The organism is Aquimarina ulvae, from assembly GCF_053613295.3.
This window is the reverse complement of sequence record NZ_JBSIBP030000008.1, coordinates 194,195-219,795: the sequence shown is the minus strand read 5'-3', so window position 1 is coordinate 219,795 and position 25,601 is coordinate 194,195. Positions and strand designations below refer to the sequence as shown.

Genomic DNA, 25,601 nt, shown 5'->3' with positions numbered 1-25,601 from the left:
TCTCTTTTTTTGTAAAAATTTGATTTATAATATCTTATGTACTTGGTTGTACTATTATATGAAGTTTATGTTGCCTAAATAAAATCCCTAATTTTTTTATTGTAACAGTTTGTTTATGAGTTTTTTATGTGGGCTATAGTGTACTATTTTATACGATTAGAGGTGTCTAAAATAATTTGATGCTTCATTAATTAGATCAAGTATTATCAGAAACTTAATGAATGCCGAGGATTAAAAAAATAGTTTACATGGGAGAAGCACAATGTTTATTTAAAAGCTTCTTGTTTATAAAAGGAAATCTACACCTTTACCTAAACAATATTTTGGGTTATTATTAAAAGGACTCAGTATCAACATAGACTGATTTAATCAAAGTTACATTTATATTTAAAAAAGTCAGGCTTATATATATCTAGGATCCTGAATATAATCTTGTTTTATGATTTTGATTATTTCGATACTTAAAAAACCAAACTCTTCTACAACTTTACCATACATCCGATATACTCCTTTATGTCTAAGTTTGTATTTTTCTTGTACAGAAGGAAACAAGACAGTATCAAATACATCACCAAATTGGTCAAGAAACGTACCAAATGCCATACGTTCACCTTTTGATGTACTGGTATTTTTCATGGCGATTAGATACCCATAAATATCTATTTTTTTATTTAAATAATTTCTTAATTGACTAGCCCTATTTTGGTTAACAGGTTTAGACGCCATAATTTCATAATATCCACATAAAGGAAACCCAAAAGATTCTATTTGTTCAAAAGCATTTTCGAGTTTAGATGTTTCAAATTTGGGTAATTGATATTCCGTTCGTTTTTCACGAAATAAAAGCGGTTGATTATGGTCTGGCAAAATGCTATTTAACCTAAAGTATGCTTCCCATAATAATTCGTGTTTGTTTTTTCTGGTAAAAGCAAAAGCATCAATTTTAATGAGGATGCTAATTTGTTCTATTCCTATTGATACTCTATCGATAAAATCGTTTAGAGATGCATATATTCCGTGTTGTTCTCGTTCTACTAAAATAAGTTCTGATGTTTTGTGGTCTAGATTGCGTAGTATACTTAATCCAAGAAATATGGTTTTATTTTGTAAAATGTGTTCATATTTGCTGGTGTTTATGCACGGAGTTACAATTTTTGCCCCAAATAATTTTGCTTCATGTAAATAGATTTCTGGCCGATAAAATCCGCCACCATTATTTAATGTAGCGACCAGATATTCTATAGGGAAATAAGCTTTGAGAAATAAACTTTGAAAACTTTCTACCGCATAGGATGCAGAATGTCCTTTTGGAAATGCATATCCGGCAAAGCTTGCTACCTGATCCCATATTTCAAAAATTAATGTTGAGTCATACCCTTCAGCACGACAATTCTGAATAAATTTATTTTGTACGTCTTTAAATTCTTTTCTGGATCTGAATTTACCACTCATTCCTCTGCGCAACACATCTGCTTCATCCAACGTGAGCTTTGCAAATATGTGGGCTACTTTGATGACATCTTCCTGATATACCATAATACCGTAAGTTTCACTCATCAATTCTTGCATGATAGGGTGTGAGTGGCTTTTTCTTTTAGGATCATGCACTCTAAGAATATACTCACGCATCATTCCACTTTTAGCAACTCCAGGTCTTATAATAGAACTTGCAGCGACTAACCCCAAATACGTGTCGGTTTTAAGTTTACTTAATAACATGCGCATAGCAGGGGATTCTACATAGAAGCAGGCAAGACATTTAGCTTCTCTGATTAGTGATTTGATATTGGAATCCTTTTTGAGGGTATCTATATCATGAATATCGAAATTGGCTTGTTCTGGTTGATTGTATTGAATAATTTTTATGGCTTCTTTAATTTTGGCCAAACCACGTTGCCCCAAAATATCAAACTTATATAAACCTAAATCTTCTGCAATGATCATATCAAATTGTACCGTAGGGAAGCCTTTTGGAGGTATATCTGTAGCAGCATAATAATGGAGCGGTTTTTCGCTGATTAATATTCCACTAGCATGAATACTAATGTAATTAGGGATTCCCTGAATGAGCTCACTATAAATCAGCACTAATTTATGGAGGTGATCTAAAGAATTGTAATCATAATTACCTTCACTAAGTGTATCGATTTCAAACTTTGGTAACCCAAACACTTTTCCTAATTCCCTAACAGCACCTTTGTAATGAAAAGTGACGTATGTTCCTAAAAGCGCCACATTATCAAACTCGTCAAAAATAAAGCGTGTCATATCTTGCCGATCCCTCCACGAGAAATCAATATCAAAATCAGGAGGGCTAGTACGATGCGAGTTTATAAACCTTTCAAAATATAAGTCTAATTCGATTGGATCTACATCTGTAATCTTTAATAAGTATGCTACAATACTATTGGCTCCACTACCGCGTCCTACATAATAATACCCTTTCTCCTGAGCATAAGAAATAATCTTCCAATTAATTAAGAAGTAGGATACAAAATTCATTTTAATAATTAGAGCAAGCTCTTTTTCTAATCGATCATATACTTTTTTATCGGGCTTTTTATATCTGTAAGGAAGTCCTTCTTCACATAGTTTTTTCAATAATTTGCTATCCTTTTCAATACAGCCTGTATATGTTTTTTTATTTAAAGAGGGTTTGTTTTTAGAAAAGTCAAAATTGACAGCGCATTCATTTATAATGTTTCTAGTATTCTCAATAATAAAATCAAACACACGAAACTGGTTCATTATTTTATTTTTTGAGGTCATTTGTTCTGAAAAGCAAGCCTGTTGACTTTCTGGCAGTCTACTTAGTAGAATATTATTATCAATAGCACGTAATAAGCGATGTGTATTAAAATCTTTTTTATCCCTAAAGGTAACAGGCTGTAGTATTACAAGTCTGTCTTTTAGCTTTCTGTAAGAAGAAATTTGAAGGTTAGGAATTTCTTTTAAAGAGATGCCTATAAATTCATTGGATGAGAACTCGGTTTTTTGTAGTTTTTGTATTTGTCTGAAGGGGTATATAATAAATGCATTTTTAAATTGTGGAGCATTTTCTGAAAACTTAATTTTATTGTGAGAATGATAGGATAAAAAATCATTCAATTCTTTATATCCTTCATTATTTTTGGCGAGCCCTACGTATAATTGATGGTGATTATTTCTAAAATCGATACCTATAATAGGTTTGATTTGATAATCGTTAGCTTTTCGGATAAAATTGAGACAAGCGGATGTGTTATTAATATCTGTTAGTGCCAGACTATCGAGTTGATTTTTTTTTGCTAGCTCTAATAGGTCTATTTCAGAGAAAGTTCCAAACCGTAAGCTATAGTATGAATGACAATTTAGATACATATTAGGTAATGATGAATTATATAGACTACTTCCAGTTACTTATTGTTTTAAAGCATCAGGGATAGCAACGACATCCTTTTTTATACATCCTGAGCGTAGCCTCGAAGGATGTATAAAAAAGATATAGTGTATAGCCCGCCCGGATGCCATCATTCTTATGTGTATTATTGTTTCCTATGAGCAAGTACAATAGGAGGCTGCCCGTTAAAAGGGTTTTGCATTCTACCAATAGTTTTGGACCCCATCGCTACCGCTCTGATGACACTACGATCTCCGTATCGTTCTCGGATATGATCCAAAGCTTTATATAAATTGAGTTGTTTTTCATTGTCTTCAAAAAGATTAATCTGATAATTTCCACTCACCAGATGACTAAACCTGATGCCGATTAGCCGTACTAATAATCTTTTTTGATATAATTTTTCGAATAGTTCCAAAATTTTGGGGATTAGAATGTGATCAGCACTGGTATATGGGATTTTAAGTTGTTTGGAGTAGGTGTTAAAATCGGAATATCTAATTTTAACAGTAATACAAGCAGAAAGTTTATTCCCTCTGCGTAGTTGATAGGATAGATTTTCTGTCATAGCAACTAGTATGTTGCGAAGTTTGTAAACATCTATAGTATCTTTATCAAATGTTCTTTCTGTAGAGATAGATTTACGTTCAGAAAATGCTATAACAGGTGTGGTATCGATTCCATTAGCTCTTTTCCAAATTGTTAATCCGTTTACTCCCAGCACTCCTTTCATGACGTCTATAGGCATTTCTTGTATGGTTTTTACTTGTCTTATCCCCAAGCTCCGTAGTGTTTGAAAGGTTTTGTCTCCAATCATTGGTATTTTTTTGATGGATAAGGGAGCTAGAAAGGGTTTTTCTGTACCAAAATCAATTTTTAATTGATTATTAGGCTTTGCTTCATTGGTTGCAACTTTTGATACTACTTTGTTTTGAGCAAATCCCAGAGAAATAGGTAATCCGGTTTCGGATATGATGTTTTGTCTGAGTTCTGATGCATACTTATAGGCACCAAAAAACTTATCCATTCCAGAGAGATCAGCATAAAATTCATCAATACTAGACTTTTCGAATAACGGGACCTTTTCTTTAATAATTTCTGTTACTAAATCCGAGTATCTGCTATAGGTTCCGGCATTGCCTTTTATGATAGTAGCTTCTGGGCATAGTTCTTTGGCTATTTTCATAGACATCCCGGAGTGGACACCAAATTTCCTGGTTTCGTAGCTGCATGCTGCAACGACACCACGATCACTTATACCGCCTACCAAAAGAGGTTTGTCTTGCAATGAGCTATCAATAAGACGCTCTACAGATACATAGAATGTATCCAGATCAAGGTGTAATATGGTTCTCAATAGTTATGTATTTTTGGAATAATTCCAAATTTATGGAATTATTCCAAAATATAAATTATTTAACCACACTATTTATTCACAATAAATAAAAAAAACGGCATCTCATATGAGATGCCGTTTCTGAAAAATTTTATTTTGGGGCTACAAAATAAAATTCAATTGTATTAATTTTCTGTATATCCAGCAAACTGTTGCATAGCACTTTTAGTAAGTTCTTTGGCTCTATTTACATAGAAATTTTTTGTATCGTTCAGTGTTTCATTTTGTAAGTCATTTTCACTTCTCAAGTAATCTTTTTGAGATTCGAATATTGAATCATCGTCAAAAACAATACTTAGTTCTTGTAGGGCACTTTCTAATTTCTGTAATGCCTGTTCTGCTTTTACTTTTACTTGTGTCTGTTCTTTTAATTCTGCTGCGCGTTGTGCGTCAAATTCTGCTTGTGCTTTTTTTTGCTCAGCTATTTGCTGCTGTAATTTTTGTTGTTCGATTTCTAATTGACGTTTTTGTTCTTCTAACTCTTTTTGTTTTTGAGCGACTTCTTCTGATGCAATTGCAATTTCTTCTTCTTCAGCACTGGCTACATCTCCAATGTAAGAATCGTTATTGTTTCCATTAACCCGGCAATCTGTCAATTGTTTTAATAATTTAGAACCAAGATCTTTAGCTTGCTTTGCATAATACCTACTACGCTCATATGTATCCTGATCTAAAGAGCTAACCATATTTGTTTTAGCTTGATAAGCAGTCTCATTAGCTTCTGTACAGCCACATTCGTTAGTAAGAGTTTCTACTTTTTCTAAAGCTTCTATGGCTTTATCAGCGTATTCTTGAGTATGAAACACATTATTTGCTCCGTGCGCTTTTTTAGAATGTGAATAAGCATAACTTGCAGCTGTTAGGGCATCTTCATAAATATTTTGGGCATTAGCCTGTATAACAAGACAAAACAAAGTTACGATTGGTGCAATTCTTTTCATTTTAAGGGGGGCTTTTTAATGAACAGTACAAGTATACAATATTTTATAAGTAACATCCAAAAATAAATGTCATTAATCGATGAAATACGCATTTTATCCTAATTTTTATGGCTAAGCCATAAACAAAGTGATCGATGTCCTACTGTTATGTACGGTGGTTCATCATAATGATTTATCGATAACGGAGTTCAATGTTTCGTATTGTATTCTTATTTGTCTAATTATAAATTTAACGTTTGACCAAAGTCGTTATGTAAGTTTATTGTGTATATTACGTCCATATTATCTATGAAAGAACTCATTATATCCTCCATCAACCATAATCTTAATAATGCTATTGCTTTATTAGACGTAATCGATTCGAAAACTTACTGTGACCCTTCTGTAGGGCCATATTATTCTAGCATTGGTTCTCATATCAGACATACATTAGACTTTTTTGATTGTATCATTGACGGTTTAGATACCAATAATATTGATCTGACTGCACGTAAAAGAGATGAAATTTTATCGACTAATATAGAAGCTGCAAAAAGCCACATACAGACACTTCAGGAAACGTTACTTTCTTATATAGATGTAAACACAGATTATTTAATTCACGTGACAGATAATATGGGTCAAGGAAAAGTCACTGTGAATTACACCTTAGAAAGTATTCTGGCACACGCTAATAGCCACGCGATACACCATTATGCAACAATAGGTTATGTACTTAATCAATTGAACATAGAAATAAAAATTCCAGGATTTGGTTATAATCCTACTACACCTGTAAATAAGCGAGAGGGAATCTAATATAAAATACCTTCTATCTAATTTATTTAGATACCATATTTTTTATAAACCCTGTATTTCTTGTGTTATCGTATTTTAAATAGCAATTCAATTGACACTGTTTCTTGTATAAAGTATTCCTATTTATGTATAGTATACGATGTGGTATGTATTCTTTATTTAGGACAGATTTATCCGAATTGAATTTAATGTATATATTTGAGTATATTTTAATTGAAAATATGTTCTCTAAAGCTTGTGAATACGATATTAAAGCTTCTATATATATTGCACAACAATCATTACAAAGTAAGCGTACTAATCTAAAAGCTATAGCGAAGGCGGTCGATTCTCCAGAAGCTTTTACTGCCAAAATACTTCAGAAATTAGTAAAAGATAAGATTTTAGATTCTGTAAGAGGCACTAAAAGAGAGTTTTTAATTGAAAAAACAAAAATAGATCAGATAAAGTTAGGAGATATTGTATATATAATTCACTGAGATGCTGTTTACATAGGTTGTGGGCTAGGGTTGAAAGGATGTAACGCAAATAAACCCTGTCCGGTACACAATAAAATCTTACTTGTTCAAAAGGAATTGAAGGAGCTGCTTTCCGCTACAAATCTATATGAATTGGCTGATGGTTTGGAAACAGGCATGACATATTTGAATAGATAATAGAATATATAAATGTTAAATAACCAATCATGACCATACACAAATCATTATTTATAGTTTTTATCTTTTTCGTGAGTATTAATATTTACTCTCAAAGCGAAAAAGAGTATTGCAAACAGTGGCGTAAAGAAATAGATACTATCTCAAGTTTGAATAAACAATTTGAGTTTGGTAAGAAAATAGTTTCGTCAATAGAGGATCCGTTATGTAAAACGGAAATTTACATTTATCTAGGAGAAACTATTTTTACTATTGAACAAAAAATAGATTCTGCACTTTACTTTTACGATAAAGCAATAATTATTGGTAAAAAAAATAATGCAGAAAACCTTCTCTCAGTCGCATATTCTCAAAAAGCACATTTATTGATTGAGGATAATAGATATAGCGAAGCTTTGGAGTTACTGCAAAAGTCTCGAAATATTTTAGTGAAATTTGCTAAGAGCGAGCATTGGAAATCCTATTATCAAAGTCATGCCAGATTGGCACAGAAAAAATCTGATTTTCAACGAGCATTGCTCTATAAGGACTCCACAATAGCTATATTGAAAATTCACAATGACAGTGTCAATTTGCCTAATATAATAGCAGAAAAAGGTAATTATTATTTACAGCTTTCAGATTATGAGAACGCTACAAATAATTTACTTTTGGCTATCGAGTTAAAAGAAAAACAGGAAAATTCTGAACAACTAGAGTCTTTATATCATGCTTTAGGAGTGAGTTATCTCTGGTGGGGACAATATGAAAAGGCAAAAAAAAATCTAGAAATTAGTATTTCAAAAGCGAACGAAAGCAATTATTATTATGTTTCTATGATTGGTTATTTAAGATTGGCAAAAGCTTATAGGAAATTAAATCAGTTTGAAAAAGGGATTAATGCTATTGATTCTTCGTTAACTATGGCAGAAAACTTTAAGTATAATAGTGTAATTGCCGAGGGGTTAAATGAAAAAGGATTTATATATGTAGATAATTTGAAACAATATAATAAGGCCGAAAATAGTTTTATAAAAGCATATGAAATTCTTAAAAAATCAAATAATAATGGAGCTCTATATTCAAGCCTTCAAGGATTAGTTGTGGTTTATCACGATACAAATAGACGAACTCAAGAAAAACAAACACTTGACGAGCTAAATACAGTAACAGAAAAAATTAATTCTTTACCTTATTCTCAACAATTACATAAGCATTACAGTGAATATTATGAGAAAGTGAATGATTATTCTTCTTCATTAAATCACTTAAAAAAATATTACTCGATAAAAGACTCTATATCCAATAAAGAAATTAAAGCTAAAGTAGCCGATCTAGAAGCAAAATATGATACCAAAAATAAAGAATTAGAGATAGTAAACCTTAACCAAGAAAAGAAAGAACAACAACAAATAGCAAAACAAGCCGAAGCTAAACAATATTTATATTTATTGGTAGCTGGTTTTTTGTTGTTTTTGTTAGGAATAGGAGCTTGGGCTTTTAGAAAATTAAGGAAGCAACAAAAGGAACTCACTTCTACAAATCAGATTAAAAACCACCTTTTTTCTATCATTGCTCATGATCTAAGAGGAATGATTGTTCCGTTTCAGCGATCAGGTAAAATATTGAAATACCATATTGATAAAGGCAATCATGAAAAAACAATAGAACTTTCACAAGCATTGGAGCAAAACTCTGAAAGCCTTTCTAATATGTTAGATAATTTATTGAATTGGTCACTAGAACAAATGAATGGCTACAAAATGAATCCTGAAAAGATATCAGTAGAAGCACAGTTAAGTGAAATCATAACCGGATACAAAGAACAAGCTACTTATAAGAAAACAACGATTACTTTAAAACATAAAGAAGATTTATGCATTGACTTTGATAAAGGAGCTTTTCATGTTATTTTTAGAAATCTAATTGGTAATGCTCTAAAATATACTGAGAAAGGAAGCATCTGTATAGAATTTGCAAGTAAAAATGATTTATTTTTATGTTCTGTAACGGATACAGGCGTTGGAATGTCTCAGGATCAGTTGGAGCATCTTTTTACTTTGGAAGAAAAAGAGTCTGCTGTAGGCACGCAAGGTGAAAAAGGAACAGGGCTTGGGCTTAATCTGGTATATCGATTTATTAAAATGCATCATGGTACAATCGAAGTTTCTTCAGAAAAAAGAATTGGCACGCGTTTTGACCTAAGAATCCCTGTAAAGATTTCACTGACCAAAGATAAAGGAGCAATTTCTAAACCTTTATCAGCGTAAACAAAATACACAAATCATGAATATTTATATAGTAGAAGATGACTTGTTTCATTTAGAAGATATTAAGATCACTCTGGAACAATTAGGATATTCTTATTTAGGCAATTCTGCTAATCCTCTAGAAGCATATGAACAAATAGGAACTTTACGACCAGATGCAGTTATATTGGATATTCATCTTAACGGTAAAGAATCTGGTATTGAATTAGGGGATAGAATTAAGAAGTTATATGGAATACCCGTGTTTTTTGCTACTTCTGATAAAAATAAAGAAACGATAAGTAGAGCAGCAGATATAAGTCCAGCAGCCTATTTAACAAAACCGATCAGTAAAGGTGATTTACAGGCAGCACTAATTCTTGCCGGTAAACAAGAGATCACTTCTGTAGTGGCAACTACAGATGAATCCGGAGACATATTTATCAAAAGCGGTAATAAATTGGTGAAAGTAAATATGAAAACCATACTTTTTGCTCATACTGACTCAAAAAACTATTGTTCTATAGTGACGATGGATAATAAAAAATTATCGGTAAGATATTCGATCTTAAAATTATGTGAGAAACTAAAAGGTTTAGAATTTGTTCAAACACATCGATCATATATCATTAATTGGAACAAAATAGATTCATTGCATGAATATGATCAAACCATAGAAATACAAGGGCATCATATTCCTATTGGTAGGACTTTTAAAGATAGTATATATAAGCGTCTCAAGATAATCTGATGTTTTGGGATTTAATAAATCAGCAGTAATCTACTATTATTATTATAAACAAACTGCAGAAGCACCAACAGGAATAGTTTTCGTTGAAACACCACAATCCCAAGTGGTTTCGCAGACTAGCGATTTGGTAAAACAAACGTACTCATTAGTTTGGTACTCTGTAGTGTCTTGCGATCCTCCCCTAAACCTATCTAGATGATCTATCTTAGCGATCTTAATTTTATCTAAGCTTAATTTTTTTCTTGAACCTTTTTTCATTTTTCAGCTTTTTTTATTATGTACTTTTTATAATTATATCTATACTAGCGGTGTTTTGTACTTTAATACATTTAAAACTGTTATTCAGAATCTCCTGAAGGTAAATTACCACTTCCTATAGGAATTGTTTTTGTAGAAGTTGTTGGTTGATCTGTTATGTTTGATGTACAAGGGTTAATAATATTAGTTTCTGTGTCTATTTCTGCCATCGAGAAAAAACCTCCAGAAATTTCTTTCATATTGTTTAATCTGGCAATCTTAATTTTATCTAGACTTAGCCTCTTTCTGTTATTCTTTTTCATCATAATATATTTCGAATAGTACCATTTACTTAATCTCAAAAACAATTTCCGGTGTTTGCTATTGGAATTGTTTTTGCGGATGTATGTGTATTAGGACAAATTTTAGTCTGGCGGCCAATAGTAAAAAGATCTGTAATGGTTGGATTGTCTGTTGATTTAGGAAGATCAGACCCTCCGATAATTCCTTGCGGATTATTTAATTTGGCTACTTTAATTTTATCCAGGCGTAATTGATGTATACTCTTTTTTTTACTTAATTTTTTTTAATCCGTGTGTACGACGAATCTACAATTTTAGTACTAATTGTGCACGAAAAGATGCTTTAAATTTATAAATTTAAAGAAGTTGAAAGCGTGTTTTTGTTGGTGTATCAAGGCTTTATACGTTTTATAAAATAAGAAGGATGTATGCCTGTTCTTTTTTTGAAAGCAGCAGAAAATGACTGAGCGTTTTTAAAACCTACCTCCTCTGCAATGGCTTGTATTGTATAAGATCTCAGAGATTTGTTAGTACTGAGTTGATCCACAACAAAATTAATTCTTAGATTATTAAGGTAATTCGCAAAATTTACATTTTTGTAAACATTAATAATTTTAGATAAATAAGCACTATTGGTGTTTAGTTCTTTAGCCAGAGAATTAAGTGTATAATGTTTTTTAGCAAATTGATTTTTATCTTCAAAATTGTGAAGCTTTTTTAAGATTGTTTCTATTACATCTACGGGGATATCAATATCAGGTTTTTTTGTTGGATTTTGATTTACATTTTTACTAAGTTCCAATTGATGGGTTTTAGGTCTCTTTTGTTGCTCCAATAATTTTTGAAATCGTATTTGGTTTGCATAATTTTTTCTAAAACTGTAGATTGCAACGAGCACCAAAATAATAGACAATATGATTAACAGGTTAATGGTGTTATCCTTTAAAAATGTATCTTTTTCAAACTGCTTAATCAGCCTTTCCTTTTCGGACTTTAATTCTGCTGCATCGTATTTTTTGGTGATGTTTCTAGTTAAATATACTTGATTGGCGTGGCGAATACTATCCAATTCTAATTGTGTATTAAGGTAATCTAGTTGTAGTTGATAATCATTTTTTGATTCTGCATAAGCTTTTAAATAATCATATACATTTATAATTTCTGGAATTACATCTTTTGTTTTTCTTAGAATAGTATCTGTTTTTTTAAAATATAGTATACTCTTTTCTTCCTCGCCCAGATCTTTATAACTTCGTCCGATGTAAAAATCACAAGTTGCTATTCTTGTTTCTAAAGGATCAAATTTTGCAATCAATTTTTTCCCTTTTTGTAAGCTGTCAATTGCTTTTTCATACTTATTTAGTAAGTATTGATGTATTCCTGAAGTTACCAATATATAAGAATATATCACAGAATCACGTGTCTTTAAGGTCTCTTTAATTCCTTTATCAATCGTTATCTCTGCAAGTTTTAAGTCTTTGATATGAATATAAGAATCGGCAAGTGCAAATAACCCTGGATTGTAATTGCTTTTATTCTTATATTGAGGGTTTTGTTCTAAGAACTCTATATAGTTAGCAAAAATGGTGAGCGCTTCTTCGCGATCACCAGACATATTTTTTAGAAGTCCAATGTTAAATTTAGCAGATAGGTGTATTTTATCATTACCACTTATTTTTGCACTTTCGGATGCTTTAATATAAAATTCGAGAGCTTCTGCGTATTCACCTAATTCAAACTTTATATTACCTTTCTGTAAATATCCAAGGGAAGGAAATTGATAATAATTTTTATTTCTAGTAATAGAAATAATACTATCCGTGTAAGCAATCTTATCCGAAATATTTAGATTAGATAGCATAAAATATGCATTTGCTGCATTCAAAGTGTCATTTTTACCAATAGCACGTTCAAGATGAGTTTGTGCAATTTTTACCTTAACCGAATCTCTTTTTTCTTTTTCTATAAGTCCTCTTAATTCAATATAATTATCCTGTGCAGACAGAGTCTGGTTTATTAATAATAGGATGATTACCAAAATCATGGATAGATACTTCATATCGATCAGCGGGGTACTTTTCTAGATTAGATACTTTTATACGTATGCATAATACGAATGTAAAGATTTAATAGCTTTCTGGAGAAATAATTCAAGGAAATTATAAGGGTTGAAATTTATAAATTTCAACCCTTTATTTATAAATGTAATGAATAACACTTTGTGTCATAGGGCTTTTCTGAATTAGATTTGAGTAGATGAACATCAAAAAAAGCTAAACATGAAGACACGTAAGATTGAATTAGATGATGGGTATTTGGAAGAAATGAAAATAGATGTTAATGATATTAAGAATGCATCCTTAAGTAATTTAGGTAATTCTCTTAAGGTTCAAAAACAAGTAATAAGGCATACAGCAGACGGTATCATTATTGGTTTTTACATTAAATCGAAACAAGCTGGTTTGGGGTTGACAAAAAAACTTAGTTCGCTCTATAAAAACCCAATAAACTTTCCAGGATTTCAGGAAGAAGTTAATTTAGAACAGAAAGTGGATCAGCAATCATCTCATTTATTTGTAAAATGTGGAAACAGGTTGATTAAAGTAACTATGGATTCTATCATCTTTGCTCACACAGATTCAAAAAATTATTGTTCTATCATAACCGATGATGGTAAAAAACTATCAGTGCGACATTCGATCAGCAGTCTTCTCAAAGCACTCAATTGTGATCTTTTCATTCAGACTCACCGATCCTATATTGTCAACTGGCATAAAATAGATTTATTTTATGAACAAGATCAAACCATAATTATCCAAACACATCATATCCCAATTGGTAGAACCTATAAAGAAAAATTATATAAAAAAATTCGTGTGATTTAAAGTTTTATTAAAGATTAAGATTCATCAAACTATTTTATTCGTTTGATGAATCTTTCTAACATACTAACACAAATCTATCGACCTATATGAACTAATTCTTTTTCCGTCAAAGGATACACGAACAATTTCATCATCTATTTCTAGGTCGTCAAATGTCATATCAATTTCTATTGCCGATGAGTATTCACCTTCGATAATCATCGAGGTATATTCATCGAAATCATTTTTTCTTTCAAATTGTTCATCGTGTATCGAAGGGATTCCATTGCTAAAATATAAACGATATGTTTTGCATCCCGTTTTTACAATAGCGCATATGCCTTTTCTGGTTTCAACTTCAACTCTAGGGGTTTTAAGTTTCCCTCTGTAAATTCCCGTTATTTTTGAAGGGAGGTCACTAATTTCAGTAGAGTTACACTGCAGTAGTACCCCAAAGTTATGATCGTGGTGTAGGATACAACTAATGGTACGATCGTTATCCAAAGAATTTATAGATATTCCTGTGTTTCCCGTACCGACATTAATAGTACCATTACCTATTTGAATTCCGTTATTTGCATTGCCAATAGTGATATTGCTATTATTAGTGTGGATGCCAGCATCCTCAGTTCCTATAGTCGTTTGACCACCATCAACATAAATTCCTGTGTTTCCAGTACCGATATGGGTATCAGTATTGCCAGTTTCTAAGGAGGAATTGTCTGAATAGTCATCATTATCCCATCCTTCATTTTCAATACTTCCAGAAAAAGCTAGAGCTCCTGCACCGATAGACCCAATGACCAGATCTCCTTCTTCATCAACTGTAATGGTCAATGTTTTACCTTTATAAACTACCGTCGATGTATATGTATCATTATTTTTAACAAATTTTACACCGGATATCGAAGGTACACCATCACTAAAATAAAATGCATATGTTCTGTACCCTCTGGTTTTGATTATACAAGTCCCCTTGGTATTTACTTTTGTTCTGTTATCAACAGCCGATAGGACTCCTGTATATTCTGTGATCAGTTGCTCTGGTAATGTAATATTTGTTTGTGCATATAAGCTTATTGATAGATTTCCTAATAAAATAAATATTATGATCAGAAGCCTTTTTTTAAGTAATGTAATGCGATATAACGTTTCCATTATTTGATATTTAATTTTGGATAAAACTGAAAATATTAATACTAACTGCTTGTTCGATTGATAATTATGGATGACATAATGTTATTTCATGATTAATTTGAGCCCCAATCCGACATAGGGGGCAAACTCACCAATTTCACTATTGATATGATAAGTTTCATTCAATTTTATATTCAAAGCGATTACAGGAGACATAAAAATATCAGCATCAAGTCCTGCATATACACCAAAAATTGTGTTGTTGGTTTTTAGATTAAGTAATTGATTGGTTGCTATATTCTGATTTCCATCATTTATAATCTCATAACCAATAGTCCCACCGGCTCCCAATGACAATGCAAAAGTTCTAGAATTATTACGGAGCATATCAAAGAATAAACCAGCATTAAAAGAATAGGTGTCCACAGGAATATCAATATTACTTTGTGCTAATGTTGAAAAACCACCTAGGACATTAAATTGGAGGTAATCATATGTATTCACTTTATAATCTCCGGTGATCATCCCACCAAAACCGTCTTGAACAAAACCACCTGTTATTGATATGGCAACTTTATGACTCTGACCTGATAAAGAATCAGTACATAAAAATAGAAATGGTAATGCGAGCCATGTATAAAATAATTTTCTTTTTACTTCTATTAGGCAAATCATTAATGGAGCTTTTAAATTTAAATTAGATTTTTTCTTTTAAAATTTTAAGTATTCTCAATTACGAATTAACTATTTATTATAAAGCAAAATATTGGTTTGAGGATTTTGGTGAGCTTTTTATGGACTAGTGTACTGTATTTTGGGTTTTTCGTTTGTGTCCGACAATTTTATTAATCAATATGTACATCCATTTGTATAAAAAATAAAATAAATGTTGAAGAGGATTAAAATGGAGGCAGAAATTGTATTCATTCATCCACAAAATAGTGTCATTAGACCACTAATTAAAAAAAATGAGGATTTTTTCGGACATATTTGTGAGATAAGTGGAATGTGTAATTAACCCTGCGGACTTATGAAAAAATTGTATCTAATAATAATATTGTTATTAACGAGTTTATTAGTATCCTGTACTAAAGAAATAGATGAAGATTCTATTTCTGTTCTGATTGTAGAGGATGTTGATAATGTGAATCTTGTACTATCAAAGATATTAGATGAAAATCCTAATAATACACTTAATTGGAGCGGAAATATTGATAACCTTTTTAATTGGGAAGGTGTAATCATCGAAAACCATAAACTAATTGGTTTAAACTTAGAAAATAAAGGAATTACAGCATTAACATCGGATATTAACCTCTTAAAGGATCTAACCGTTTTAAACCTCAAAGATAATGACTTATTAAGTATTCCTAATGAGATATTTGATCTGAAAGAGTTACAGGAATTGTCATTGTCAGGAGAAATGGCACTTATTACCATAGATGATTTTTTATGGGGTTTGTATTCTTTAACAAATTTGAAAAGTCTTTATTTGGACTTCTTTCCTCTTGTAGATATAGAAGGGATTGGTAGCTTAAGCTTATTAGAGAAATTGACGCTAAAAAACCTTTCAACGAATAGAATTCCACTAGATTTTTTTAATTTGAGAGAGTTGAAGGAAATAAAGTTGATTGACAATGCTAACCTCATCGTAATACCCGATGGTTTTAATGTGTTTGAGAAATTAACAGCGTTAACTATATCAGGAAGCCCACGTATAGAAGAGTTTGTTTTAACTATTTTTGAGGTCAGTACACTTCAAAAATTAGATCTGTCTGATAATAGTATAGGTCTTTCTTTAGATAGTCAGGGCGCCATCCCGAATGAGATAGGTATGTTATTGCAACTTATGGATTTGAACCTAGAAAACAATAGCCTCACTTTTATAAGCAATGAGGTGGGAGCGTTACGAAATCTGAAAAACCTTAATTTGAGTAATAATGCTATCATTGATATTCCGGCTTCTCTGAGTGCTCTTACTAACTTAGATATTTTAGATATTTCTGGAAACCTGCAACTAAATGAAATTCCGGAGGAGGTTTGTAAATTACAAGATACGGGAACCACTATTATAATCGATGGTATGTGTGAAGAGTTGAGAGTAAGCTCTCGATATGCCAACAATCCATCGATGGTAAGTTCTGGTATTTCTTTTTCCATTGATATAGATATCGATGCCGATATAGATCCTGTATTTATTGATGGCGATGGCCCTTTTGATCTGGATTTTGGAGAAATAGGTTTTGAGATTCATGAGGTAAATAAAACGGATGTCTTAATTAGAGAAGATGTTATAGATCAGGTACTTGTAAGTCGAAGTGACACTCAACAGTTTATTAATGGATTTCGCAACATGACATTCGAACTATTTGCACCTTCTGTGTTAAGCGCAGAACTTCTGGAAGGAAGAACCTACAGAGTACGGTTGTTTAATACAGGTGTTGGTAATGTTAGAACATACTTACCAGCATATGAGTTACTTGTATTATAATAGTAAATAATTTAAAAAAAATCATACCAAAAAAATCCTCATCATATCACAATAGATAGATGAGGATTTTAATTTGTCATTTTTTTATAACAATAACAAGATGTTTTTCTAATTGCAGTCGATGCTTGGACAAAAGAAAGGCATATTTGTGGTAACCCCACAATCACATCCATCATAACCCCCGTTAATGGTTTTTTGGGATTCTTTTTTTAAGACCTTTACTCCTTCTAGATCTAAAATGTTTTTTTTCATTGTATACAATTTAAAGTTAATATGATCTTTAATATATCATATAATACATTGAGAAAAATTTGTTAGTGGTAGTTTGTATTAAAAATGTGGGCAAGTGTAAGAATCAAGGGGACTGAGTTTTTACTTAAAATATTTTTTCATTTATATACTAAAAAAGCTATCATCACCAGAAGGTTTAGATTTTTTCGAGCTACTGCTGTTACTTTTAGGTTTTGGTGGAGTAGGGGTGTTGCTTTGATCTGTTCCCAGTTGTTCTCCCATCACTATGGAAGGTTTGTTTTCTTTTTTAGGTTTTGTAGTTTCTCTTAGACGCAGAAGGTTGGTATGGTTTGTTTTTTTATCTCTAGTTGAATTCGGTTTAGTAACTTCTTTAGCTATTATAGGTTTTGCAGAGACTTTACTTGTTTTAGTTTGTTCTTTTTCTTTTTTTAATTCCTCTGTCGACTCCTTGAACTGTTTGAGAGGAGAATTTTTTTTCTTTTTTTTGTTAGTAACTTTTGAAATTGATTGGGTTCTGGGCTGTTCTTTTGGAACTGATATGTCTCCTAGGATTTTAGAACTTTTTTTCTGAGCAAGATTACTTTTTGTAGGTTTTGATATTTTTAGCTTTTGAGATGGAGTGGGAGCAATGAGATGCAAATCAGGATCTGCTCCTCTAAGCATGAGTTCATCTTCTTTTTTGAACTGAAGCATTTCGTCTAACGTAAAATGACGGATTGGTACATCTATAAAACCTTTTAGATCATCTAGTGAATCACCGTTAAATATGTGTTCTGATAATTGTAAACATTGTTGATGTGTTACATAGCGCTGTTTATGTATTTTGCTATGTTGAATAGGATAGTCTATTTTCCATTTATTACGATCGTGCCAGCTAAAGATAACAATGTATTCTTCCTCTTTTTTCGGATATAATTTTATAATAGTGTCTTTGTGTACAGAAGACTTGTCAATCGAGTTATACAGTTCTCGTTGAGTAATTTTTTGATTACTGATATTGATTTCTTTTGGGATGTCTATAATGGAGGATTTCATGATTTGAAGTAACTTTTTTTGTAATTCATTTTCATAAATAGTTTTTTTTAACTCCAGACTTTTATCCTACTATTGTTTCTCTATGAAATTTCGGATGGAATGTATAAGCTTCTTTTAGCCTTGGATCGTGCCCACCAGCTTTAGTTCCTAATCTAGAAGACCAGTGTAGATATTCATATCTAAACTCTCTTAATTGAAAAGGGGTGAAAGAAGTTAGATCTAACTCACTTCCTGTGAATGCATCCAGTAAGCTACCTAAAAAAGCATCATCATATACTCGATATTTATCAAAAAATCTATTTTCATATTTGTTTCCGTCAAAATTAACTCCATTTTCTATGGCTAATTTTGTCATTATATGAAGTGGAATAAGACTATATGTGTTTTTGATGCTTTTTCTTGTACCTTCTAAAGTAAAAGCACGTGTTAATGCATAAGTACTGGTTCCAATATCTATCTCATTGGTTTCTAATTTGTCATCATTTTTCCCTTTTTCTTTATACCAACCGTGATCCAAAAACCATTGTTTTACATTTTCAATTTCCTGCTTAGCAAAATTTCTAGCATTATCTGTAGTGATTTTATATTTAATCTCGTATAGACTATAATTTTCTTCGGTATTTCCGCTTTTGTACTTCTGTGAATATCCACCGCCAATATCTGAGTGCACACCTGGAAGTTTGATAAGTTTGTGATTAGGAGAACTATCTATTGTTGTTAAAGAAAAGTTTTTTCGGTATTCATCTTCCGCAACTATTTGTACGACATATTCTGCATTAGAGATAGCATTTAATCCTAACTCAAGAACATCATCCTCAAAATCTCCACCATGAGAAGAAACCGTCTCATACAAACCTGCAAATCTCCACTTTATTTCTACTTCAATTTTTCTGTCTTGTTCAAATAGCGCATTTATGTTATATTCAAAATAACTAGAGAATATTTCCTTGTTAGTGAGTTCTGTATATGGATTACCGTTATTAGTTGATTCTGGATATTGTTGGGTATTTATAGATATAAAGTGTCTAGCAGCTGCAGCACCTCGACTAAAACCAAAAACGTCAAAAGTTACCTCAATTTTATGAATGGTGTTGATAAGCTTTCTAACTTTTTCATAGTTCATAAGCGCTTCTGCTGCTTTTTCTGTCCCTAATCGAACCCTTGCTTTTACTCCAGAACGAATATGTATACCTAAAGCTTGTCCAAACAAATCATCATCATAATCTCTATTATTTGTTCCTATTCCTTCTATATAAATATTAAGATTACCTCCGTCATTTTCGTTTAAGTTGATCTTTGTATTATCTTCTACCAATTCGCCATTCAAATACCCTCTGTAATATTTCCAGGCTCTTGCAACATTGGAATAGGAATTGTAGAAGCTACTATCTTCACCAAATTTACTTTTGAATTGATAATCCGTATTTTCTTTATTATTTCCTGTTCCATCAAAAAACATCCCCATAGTCACACTAATCACTCCTCCCTGGCAAGCAGCCATATAACCTTCTGCTTTGTTCAGTTTAGAATTAGGCTTTGGGGTACAAACCACAGTACCTGAATTTCCCGGACTTGTATTAGTAGAATTGTTATCAGACATGTTATAATTTCGATATTATATTAAAAAGTGATCATTAAAAAAGTTCTTCTTCCTCTTCTTCTTCGATGGGTAATCTGGATATAAATTTAATCTTGGTTTTATCCTTTAGTGGTTCTAATTTTCTTTTCCCTGAAGCATCTAATGCATAATTAGGATCACTAACATCATAAGATTCTCCTTTTTCAAAATCAGGGCTATCTCCCTGTAAAGTGATATTTTCAATAATTCTATCCGTATCATCTTGATCTTTTCCTGCTTGTCTATAGTGAAAAGTTCTACCTTGTAAATTAAGGTCTACGATTTCTCCATTAGCTTTGCCATTAGCCAGTATCACCAGATATACAGGTATGTCTGGCGGTATGGATTCGGCGGTAATGATATCATCATTTTTGTAGTCTTCTCCATTTTCAGCATATATAGCGTAGATTCTTAAAATTTTGGGTTCTTTGTTTCTGTCATTAAGCACATCATCAAGACTACCAAATATAGTACCACTGCCATTTCCATTCTCTCCCTCATCTTCTTCCTCTTCAATTTCTCGAGTGACTTTTGTGAAGACTTCTCCTTTGGGGAATCCGTCTGCCACATAGCTTAATCCAGCCATAGAGGTGTTTAAGGTTGTTAGATTATTAGAAAATTTATTTAAGGATTCACTATACTTCACACCGATTATTCCTAAATATTTATTTTGAAGCCCGTCTATAAACCCTCCAAAATTACCCATGGATTTTAATGTTAATGAGGCTTTGTCAATATCTTTCTGCAGATCGTTAGACTCTTCTTTATACTTTTTTAACTTTTCATAATATCCTAGTTCTGTAAGCTCTTCCTCAATAGATGCCTGAACTTTACTGTTGAGCGTATTTCTTTCATTTTGTATGACAACTTTTGCCTTTTCGGTAACTCCGCTTTTCGCATCATTGACTAATATGGCATCCATATTATCCAAAAGCTTTAACGCTTCTTGAGCGTCTTCGTTTTTGCCTAAGCTTACCACTTTGCTCGTTCGGGATAACTGATCCAGGTGTGTATTGGTTGTATAATTTTCGATGTTAGAATTATCATTTTCGGTCAAGGGAGTACTGTTGGTTTCTAAGTTTTCCTGATTTGAAGAATTATTATCATTTTCAAATACAACTTCTCTGGTAATAGTAGTAGGGGTAATGCTAGTATTTATAATTTTTTCATATTCCTGGATCGCCTCTTTAGTAGCCTCATCATATAGTGCTTCATTTCGTTTTTCTTCTTCTGCATTTTGTAAATCAATCTCATCTTTTGTAGTAGTTATCTGTATTTCTGTCTCTTTTTTTTCACCCTTTGGAGGTTTATATTCTTTGCCGGTAAGTCTTGATTCTATCTTTTTTTTGAGTTCTGTAATCTCGTTGTCTAGATCTTCAACCCTAGAGTCAGTTTGCTTTTTTAATTCGTTTAGTTTTTGAACCTGAGTATCTAAAGATGTTGCAAGATTTGCGGCCTGAGTGTTTTCCAATACAGGTTTTAATCCGTCAAATGCTGCGATCATGCTTTTTGTTGCATCTTTTAGCGCTTTGGTAGAATTTTTTACAACACTATTGGCAGCACTATTGATTTTTGCTTGTGCATTATCTACTATATTAGGTTTTTTGTTTGCGGGAGGAACGGTTTTCACCGGATCAAAGTTAAAAGTAATTTTACCTCCTCTTGCCGTACACTCAAATTCGCTGTCTTCTACTAGTGGAACTCTTTTTACGATATTCAAGGTTTTTTCAGCCGGCAGTTTCCAAGTTCCTGTAGGTACGCAAGCTAGACATTGTCCCATATAATTACATCCGGCAAACGGAATAATATGTGTAGATGGTGTAATATCTTGTTCCGTACTCGCTAGGCCTTTACTGACTCCCACACTTTGTATGGGAGTACTCATCACAGAAGGTACTCCGCCAATAGCTTTGGTACATAGAATCTGAACACTTGTGTATGAAATGCGTACTTCTTTTGTCTCTGTTGCCATGGGAATAGTATTACTATATTAGACGGTATTCTTTTTTTTATTGAAAATTGATATCTTAACGGTTTACATCTTTATCTTTTTATACAAAAGGATCTTCTCCTCGTAACATCATTTCTTCTTCCTTTTTAAATTCTAACATTTCATCCAAGGTAAAATCCTGAATGGGTACATCGACAAAACCAGGCACATCGTCAATGTTTCCTTTTTCATATAATTCTCTGATGATAGCGATGCATTGTGCTTTGGTAGCGTAACATTGTTTGTGAACCTCTCTTAATTTCACAGGGTGATCTATTTTCCAATCTTCTGGACCGATAGGCTTAATTAATAGTAAATATTCAGATACTATCGTATTATATATTTTAATTTGAGAATAAATATTGTTTGATAGTATATTAATAACATCGACGATACAAGTTATTCGTTTTTCTTCACCCGAAATATTAATATTATTTATTACATCTTTAATGAGTACCTTCATTTCAAGAAATTATTTTTGAATTGATTATTACAGGTTATGATGATCTAATGAAATTTGTAATTTGTTTTTTTTGCTGCTTTCTCTAAAAAATTACTTGTTGACTGTTCAATGGTTTCAAACATTTCCTGAAACCTTTGAAAATTTTCTATCATTTCATTAAAGGAACCAACTCGCGCATTTAAATATAAACCGTAACTTTTATCTTGTAATGCAGGCGCCAATGCATTAAAATCATTTACTTGATTTTGAATTTCAGTATGTTTATTATTAAACTCAGTACTTCCTGGAAGCATACCCATCTCTCTTTCTAACCAGTTCTCAAACATTTTTTTTCTTTCAAGTTTGGTTCGCTTAAGATAACGAATTGCTATTCCATATTCCGCTTTAAAAAACACATGCCTGTACTTGCTGTCTTTCCAACTTTTATATAATAAATTAGCGAAGTCTTGCAAACGACTTACTGCAAAACCATGTAAACTTCTTTCTTTGATAATATCTTTTACATCGGAAATAGCAGACATAATTTCTTCAATCTCTTTTAGATATGCTTTAAATTCATTTTTGGTAACGAGATTGTCGTAGAAAAGGTCTGGTATTAATTCTTTTTCCCTTAAAAAAAACAAAATCTCTTCTCCGCCTTTGAGATGATCCCTTTTAAATGTTTTTAATTCCTCCTTATCAGCTTTGAAATTTTTTCTCTGCATCGTATAATCAGTATCTAAAAGCTCTGGGAGAATACCCACTTCACAAAAGTATTTTAGAAAATAATTAATTTCTATTGGTTCACTTTCTGCGACTATGAATCTTTCTGTCTTTTTTCTTGACCTTCTAGATTCCTCGAATACCTCTTTATATTTATTCAATTTTTGACCATAAAATGAAGCCTGAGATGTTCTCTTTAATTTAAATTTGAATTTAGAATGATAACTAACATTAGAACCATTCCTCAAATACTCAGCATAAATTCTAACTTTTTGTTTTTCTGATTCTTTATATTCTTCTCCCCAATACAGATTAATTGTAATATCACTTTTTTTAATAATCAGAGTATGATCATTAGATTTGATTCTAGTACCTTTTACTTCTACATCGAAAGCAGCTTTAATCTCATCTTCGTCTTCTTCGAACCAAGAAAGCTTTGGAGATATTGGCTGAATTGATTTTAATTCGGTTACATTTTTATCTAAAGAATGTCCGTTATAATTTTTTTCTCCTTGGATTATAATTTCTCTTTGATTATCAATTTTTTTATTAATAAAGTCTGTCCTATAAATATAAAAAGTACACGTTTCTGTTTTGAAGTTTATTAAGTCACAATGAAGAAAGGCAAGCTTACCAACTTCTAAATGGGTTGGGCTTGGATACTTTATAATATTTTGAATGTTTAGCATAAATTGAAATAAAGTTTGAATACATTGTTATATAGTTTTAGGAGTACCCCAATAAGCTCTTAAAATGGGTTTTTTCTCCTCTTCTTCTCCTGTTTCTCCAACTGCACCAGCAGTTCCATTTTTTCCATCTTTACTTTCATTTTCTCCATCTTCTTCATTACTTTTCTCTTTTTCTTTCTTTGGTTTCACGTTAGTTACTACATCGCCAGGAGGTAAACCATCGGCAATAAAACTCATACCATCCATAGATACGTTAAGTAGCCCCAAATTTTGTCCGGATTTTGCGATAGCAGTATCATATCTACCAGTGATTTTACCTATATATTTTTCTTTTAGCCCATCTATATATCCACCAAAATTATCCATTCTTCCCAGATATTTTTCTGCTTTGTCCATGTCTTTTTGTAACTCTGCTGATTCTGCCTGGGCTTTGTCGATTTTCTTTTGCGCTTTATCGTATCCTAGCTCTTTTAATTTTTCATCAAACTCACTCTGAATTTTTGTATTTATTGTCGCCTTAGAGCGGGTGATATTTTTGTCAATAGCACCTTGGGCTTTGTCTTTAGCCTTGTTTGTCAGTATTTTAGATACTTCACCTTTATCAGGAATAGGAGTAGGTCCTGATTGGGATGGAATATAAAGGCTATACAATAAGGATAAAGCTTTCTTACTGTCTTCTCCATTATCAAAACTAGCATCTTTGTTTATGGTAGTCACCTGTTCCGTTATACGATCATATTCTACAGTTGCTATTTTTTCCAGGTTTTCTTGTTCGATTTTCTTTTGATCCAGCCAGTTTTCAAGCGGACCTTTGTCGGATAACATAGGAACACTCATTCCGCCTCTGGCATTCTCATCCAGATTGATAAGACTAGCTGTATTAATTTTTGTATTAAAATGGCCTTCTAACGTATTAATTGAATCTTGAATTCCTTGTCTTATAAAAGCTTGTTCTGATGATTCCATACTGGCATCAGCCATATCAAAAACACCAGTATCTTCTAAACTGGGAACCTTAATTCCGTTAATTGTTTGGGAAATTTGAGATTTAAGTTCAGGGACCTTCTGTTCTAAAGACACCAGTTGCTGGTCAATCTGTTCTTTCGATAGGTTTGTTTGATTAAGAACTCCCGTCGCCCCTTTAATCATATTTTGCATTGCTGGAGTATCAAATATCTGGCCAATAGGTTTTAGATTATCTAATGCAGTTCCGACTCCTGTCGTAACACCTTCTGTTGCATTTTTTGCCATGTTGGCTGCTTTGTTCGCTACTCCATTTATTTTTGCCTTTGCCTGATCCACTATGTTGGGTTTTTTAGGACCCATAATTTCAGATTTAGCAGGTTCTGGCTCAAAGCCTACAAAACCCCCTCCTGCGGTACAAATAAGTTCACTTTGCTCTACTAAAGGAATAAATTTTTCAGAATTAATAGTGGATTCTGCTACGTCAACCCAATCTGTAAGTGCTGGAGTACAGATTTTTGTAAGCGTGCCAGAGCATTTAGAAAAAACAGGAATATTAGCACCTGTAATTTTATCCATTTTCGTTACGATTGGTTTTCTACCAATAGTAACTGTCTTGGTAGTGGATTTCATGGAAAGAAATTCCCCAGGACACTTATCACATCGTATTTTAAAACCTTCGTCAGATATTCTTTTCTCAATCATTGTT

The 25,601-nt window shown here is 32.1% G+C and carries 21 protein-coding genes; 6 read left to right on the top strand and 15 right to left on the bottom strand.

Features of this window, described 5'->3' with window-relative positions; all coding sequences use genetic code 11:
* Nucleotides 1–402: 402 nt before the first annotated feature.
* From ACWGOQ_RS17575 to ACWGOQ_RS17565, 3 genes are all read right to left on the bottom strand, one after another.
* Entirely contained in the window at nt 403–3,360 is a 2,958-nt protein-coding gene (locus tag ACWGOQ_RS17575) for a DNA polymerase III subunit alpha (RefSeq protein ID WP_452059463.1), read from the bottom strand.
* A gap of 164 nt (nt 3,361–3,524) precedes the next feature.
* On the bottom strand, nt 3,525–4,736 hold the full coding sequence (dinB, locus tag ACWGOQ_RS17570; RefSeq protein WP_452059462.1) for a DNA polymerase IV: 1,212 nt from the start codon (nt 4,734–4,736) through the stop codon (nt 3,525–3,527).
* Nucleotides 4,737–4,900: 164 nt separating this feature from the next.
* Entirely contained in the window at nt 4,901–5,716 is an 816-nt protein-coding gene (locus ACWGOQ_RS17565) for a hypothetical protein (protein WP_452059461.1), read from the bottom strand.
* Between the two features lie 288 nt (nt 5,717–6,004).
* Between ACWGOQ_RS17565 and ACWGOQ_RS17560 the strand changes: the two genes are divergently transcribed.
* The 4 genes from ACWGOQ_RS17560 (at nt 6,005) to ACWGOQ_RS17545 (ending at nt 10,149) form a co-directional block, all read left to right on the top strand.
* Nucleotides 6,005–6,514 (top strand): DinB family protein, encoded by a 510-nt coding sequence (locus ACWGOQ_RS17560; RefSeq protein WP_452059460.1) that lies wholly within the window; start codon nt 6,005–6,007, stop codon nt 6,512–6,514.
* A 125-nt stretch (nt 6,515–6,639) separates the two neighbouring features.
* The gene (locus tag ACWGOQ_RS17555; RefSeq protein ID WP_452059459.1) at nt 6,640–6,993 is read left to right on the top strand and encodes an Rrf2 family transcriptional regulator; all 354 of its coding nucleotides are present in this window, start codon (nt 6,640–6,642) and stop codon (nt 6,991–6,993) included.
* Nucleotides 6,994–7,199: 206 nt separating this feature from the next.
* Complete coding sequence (locus ACWGOQ_RS17550) at nt 7,200–9,419, top strand: ATP-binding protein (RefSeq protein WP_452059458.1); 2,220 nt, start codon at nt 7,200–7,202, stop codon at nt 9,417–9,419.
* A 16-nt stretch (nt 9,420–9,435) separates the two neighbouring features.
* A complete protein-coding gene (locus ACWGOQ_RS17545) occupies nt 9,436–10,149 on the top strand; it encodes a LytR/AlgR family response regulator transcription factor (protein WP_452059457.1) in 714 nt (237 codons plus the stop codon).
* A gap of 42 nt (nt 10,150–10,191) precedes the next feature.
* Here ACWGOQ_RS17545 and ACWGOQ_RS17540 read toward each other — a convergent pair whose 3' ends face one another.
* From ACWGOQ_RS17540 to ACWGOQ_RS17530, 3 genes are all read right to left on the bottom strand, one after another.
* A complete protein-coding gene (locus ACWGOQ_RS17540; RefSeq protein ID WP_452059456.1) occupies nt 10,192–10,407 on the bottom strand; it encodes a hypothetical protein in 216 nt (71 codons plus the stop codon).
* An 80-nt stretch (nt 10,408–10,487) separates the two neighbouring features.
* Entirely contained in the window at nt 10,488–10,709 is a 222-nt protein-coding gene (locus ACWGOQ_RS17535) for a hypothetical protein (protein WP_452059455.1), read from the bottom strand.
* A gap of 370 nt (nt 10,710–11,079) precedes the next feature.
* Entirely contained in the window at nt 11,080–12,747 is a 1,668-nt protein-coding gene (locus ACWGOQ_RS17530; protein ID WP_452059454.1) for a helix-turn-helix domain-containing protein, read from the bottom strand.
* A 220-nt stretch (nt 12,748–12,967) separates the two neighbouring features.
* Here ACWGOQ_RS17530 and ACWGOQ_RS17525 point away from each other — a divergent pair, with 220 nt between their 5' ends.
* Entirely contained in the window at nt 12,968–13,573 is a 606-nt protein-coding gene (locus tag ACWGOQ_RS17525; RefSeq protein ID WP_452059453.1) for a LytR/AlgR family response regulator transcription factor, read from the top strand.
* A gap of 63 nt (nt 13,574–13,636) precedes the next feature.
* On the opposite strand, the gene ACWGOQ_RS17520 is transcribed toward ACWGOQ_RS17525, so the two are convergent.
* Nucleotides 13,637–14,710 (bottom strand): hypothetical protein, encoded by a 1,074-nt coding sequence (locus tag ACWGOQ_RS17520; RefSeq protein WP_452059452.1) that lies wholly within the window; start codon nt 14,708–14,710, stop codon nt 13,637–13,639.
* Nucleotides 14,711–14,791: 81 nt separating this feature from the next.
* Nucleotides 14,792–15,364 (bottom strand): conjugal transfer protein TraO, encoded by a 573-nt coding sequence (locus ACWGOQ_RS17515; RefSeq protein ID WP_452059451.1) that lies wholly within the window; start codon nt 15,362–15,364, stop codon nt 14,792–14,794.
* A gap of 355 nt (nt 15,365–15,719) precedes the next feature.
* Between ACWGOQ_RS17515 and ACWGOQ_RS17510 the strand changes: the two genes are divergently transcribed.
* Nucleotides 15,720–17,180, top strand: coding sequence for a leucine-rich repeat domain-containing protein (locus ACWGOQ_RS17510; RefSeq protein ID WP_452059450.1), 1,461 nt, complete (start codon nt 15,720–15,722; stop codon nt 17,178–17,180).
* Between the two features lie 108 nt (nt 17,181–17,288).
* Here ACWGOQ_RS17510 and ACWGOQ_RS17505 read toward each other — a convergent pair whose 3' ends face one another.
* From ACWGOQ_RS17505 to ACWGOQ_RS17475, 7 genes are all read right to left on the bottom strand, one after another.
* On the bottom strand, nt 17,289–17,432 hold the full coding sequence (locus tag ACWGOQ_RS17505) for a hypothetical protein (protein ID WP_452059449.1): 144 nt from the start codon (nt 17,430–17,432) through the stop codon (nt 17,289–17,291).
* A gap of 141 nt (nt 17,433–17,573) precedes the next feature.
* A complete protein-coding gene (locus ACWGOQ_RS17500) occupies nt 17,574–18,467 on the bottom strand; it encodes a hypothetical protein (RefSeq protein WP_452059448.1) in 894 nt (297 codons plus the stop codon).
* A gap of 61 nt (nt 18,468–18,528) precedes the next feature.
* Nucleotides 18,529–20,067, bottom strand: a complete 1,539-nt coding sequence (locus ACWGOQ_RS17495) for a T6SS phospholipase effector Tle1-like catalytic domain-containing protein (RefSeq protein ID WP_452059447.1) — start codon at nt 20,065–20,067, stop codon at nt 18,529–18,531.
* A 34-nt stretch (nt 20,068–20,101) separates the two neighbouring features.
* The gene (locus tag ACWGOQ_RS17490; protein WP_452059446.1) at nt 20,102–22,057 is read right to left on the bottom strand and encodes a PAAR-like protein; all 1,956 of its coding nucleotides are present in this window, start codon (nt 22,055–22,057) and stop codon (nt 20,102–20,104) included.
* A 79-nt stretch (nt 22,058–22,136) separates the two neighbouring features.
* Nucleotides 22,137–22,538 (bottom strand): hypothetical protein, encoded by a 402-nt coding sequence (locus ACWGOQ_RS17485; protein WP_452059445.1) that lies wholly within the window; start codon nt 22,536–22,538, stop codon nt 22,137–22,139.
* 44 nt (nt 22,539–22,582) lie between these two features.
* On the bottom strand, nt 22,583–23,929 hold the full coding sequence (locus tag ACWGOQ_RS17480; RefSeq protein ID WP_452059444.1) for a hypothetical protein: 1,347 nt from the start codon (nt 23,927–23,929) through the stop codon (nt 22,583–22,585).
* Nucleotides 23,930–23,956: 27 nt separating this feature from the next.
* Entirely contained in the window at nt 23,957–25,597 is a 1,641-nt protein-coding gene (locus tag ACWGOQ_RS17475; protein WP_452059443.1) for a PAAR-like protein, read from the bottom strand.
* Nucleotides 25,598–25,601 lie beyond the last annotated feature (4 nt).

Excerpts from the sequence above, each read along its gene's own strand:
- ACWGOQ_RS17525 (WP_452059453.1), top strand. The coding sequence starts at position 12,968 with ATGAAGACACGTAAGATTGAATTAGATGATGGGTATTTGGAAGAAATG.
- ACWGOQ_RS17540 (WP_452059456.1), bottom strand. The coding sequence starts at position 10,407 with ATGAAAAAAGGTTCAAGAAAAAAATTAAGCTTAGATAAAATTAAGATC.
- ACWGOQ_RS17510 (WP_452059450.1), top strand. The coding sequence starts at position 15,720 with ATGAAAAAATTGTATCTAATAATAATATTGTTATTAACGAGTTTATTA.
- ACWGOQ_RS17520 (WP_452059452.1), bottom strand. The coding sequence starts at position 14,710 with ATGGAAACGTTATATCGCATTACATTACTTAAAAAAAGGCTTCTGATC.
- ACWGOQ_RS17485 (WP_452059445.1), bottom strand. The coding sequence starts at position 22,538 with ATGAAGGTACTCATTAAAGATGTAATAAATAATATTAATATTTCGGGT.
- ACWGOQ_RS17505 (WP_452059449.1), bottom strand. The coding sequence starts at position 17,432 with ATGAAAAAAAACATTTTAGATCTAGAAGGAGTAAAGGTCTTAAAAAAA.
- ACWGOQ_RS17495 (WP_452059447.1), bottom strand. The coding sequence starts at position 20,067 with ATGTCTGATAACAATTCTACTAATACAAGTCCGGGAAATTCAGGTACT.
- ACWGOQ_RS17490 (WP_452059446.1), bottom strand. The coding sequence starts at position 22,057 with ATGGCAACAGAGACAAAAGAAGTACGCATTTCATACACAAGTGTTCAG.
- ACWGOQ_RS17560 (WP_452059460.1), top strand. The coding sequence starts at position 6,005 with ATGAAAGAACTCATTATATCCTCCATCAACCATAATCTTAATAATGCT.
- ACWGOQ_RS17545 (WP_452059457.1), top strand. The coding sequence starts at position 9,436 with ATGAATATTTATATAGTAGAAGATGACTTGTTTCATTTAGAAGATATT.
- ACWGOQ_RS17500 (WP_452059448.1), bottom strand. The coding sequence starts at position 18,467 with ATGAAATCCTCCATTATAGACATCCCAAAAGAAATCAATATCAGTAAT.
- ACWGOQ_RS17480 (WP_452059444.1), bottom strand. The coding sequence starts at position 23,929 with ATGCTAAACATTCAAAATATTATAAAGTATCCAAGCCCAACCCATTTA.
- ACWGOQ_RS17565 (WP_452059461.1), bottom strand. The coding sequence starts at position 5,716 with ATGAAAAGAATTGCACCAATCGTAACTTTGTTTTGTCTTGTTATACAG.
- ACWGOQ_RS17515 (WP_452059451.1), bottom strand. The coding sequence starts at position 15,364 with ATGATTTGCCTAATAGAAGTAAAAAGAAAATTATTTTATACATGGCTC.
- ACWGOQ_RS17535 (WP_452059455.1), bottom strand. The coding sequence starts at position 10,709 with ATGAAAAAGAATAACAGAAAGAGGCTAAGTCTAGATAAAATTAAGATT.
- ACWGOQ_RS17475 (WP_452059443.1), bottom strand. The coding sequence starts at position 25,597 with ATGATTGAGAAAAGAATATCTGACGAAGGTTTTAAAATACGATGTGAT.
- ACWGOQ_RS17555 (WP_452059459.1), top strand. The coding sequence starts at position 6,640 with ATGTATAGTATACGATGTGGTATGTATTCTTTATTTAGGACAGATTTA.
- ACWGOQ_RS17550 (WP_452059458.1), top strand. The coding sequence starts at position 7,200 with ATGACCATACACAAATCATTATTTATAGTTTTTATCTTTTTCGTGAGT.
- ACWGOQ_RS17530 (WP_452059454.1), bottom strand. The coding sequence starts at position 12,747 with ATGAAGTATCTATCCATGATTTTGGTAATCATCCTATTATTAATAAAC.
- ACWGOQ_RS17575 (WP_452059463.1), bottom strand. The coding sequence starts at position 3,360 with ATGTATCTAAATTGTCATTCATACTATAGCTTACGGTTTGGAACTTTC.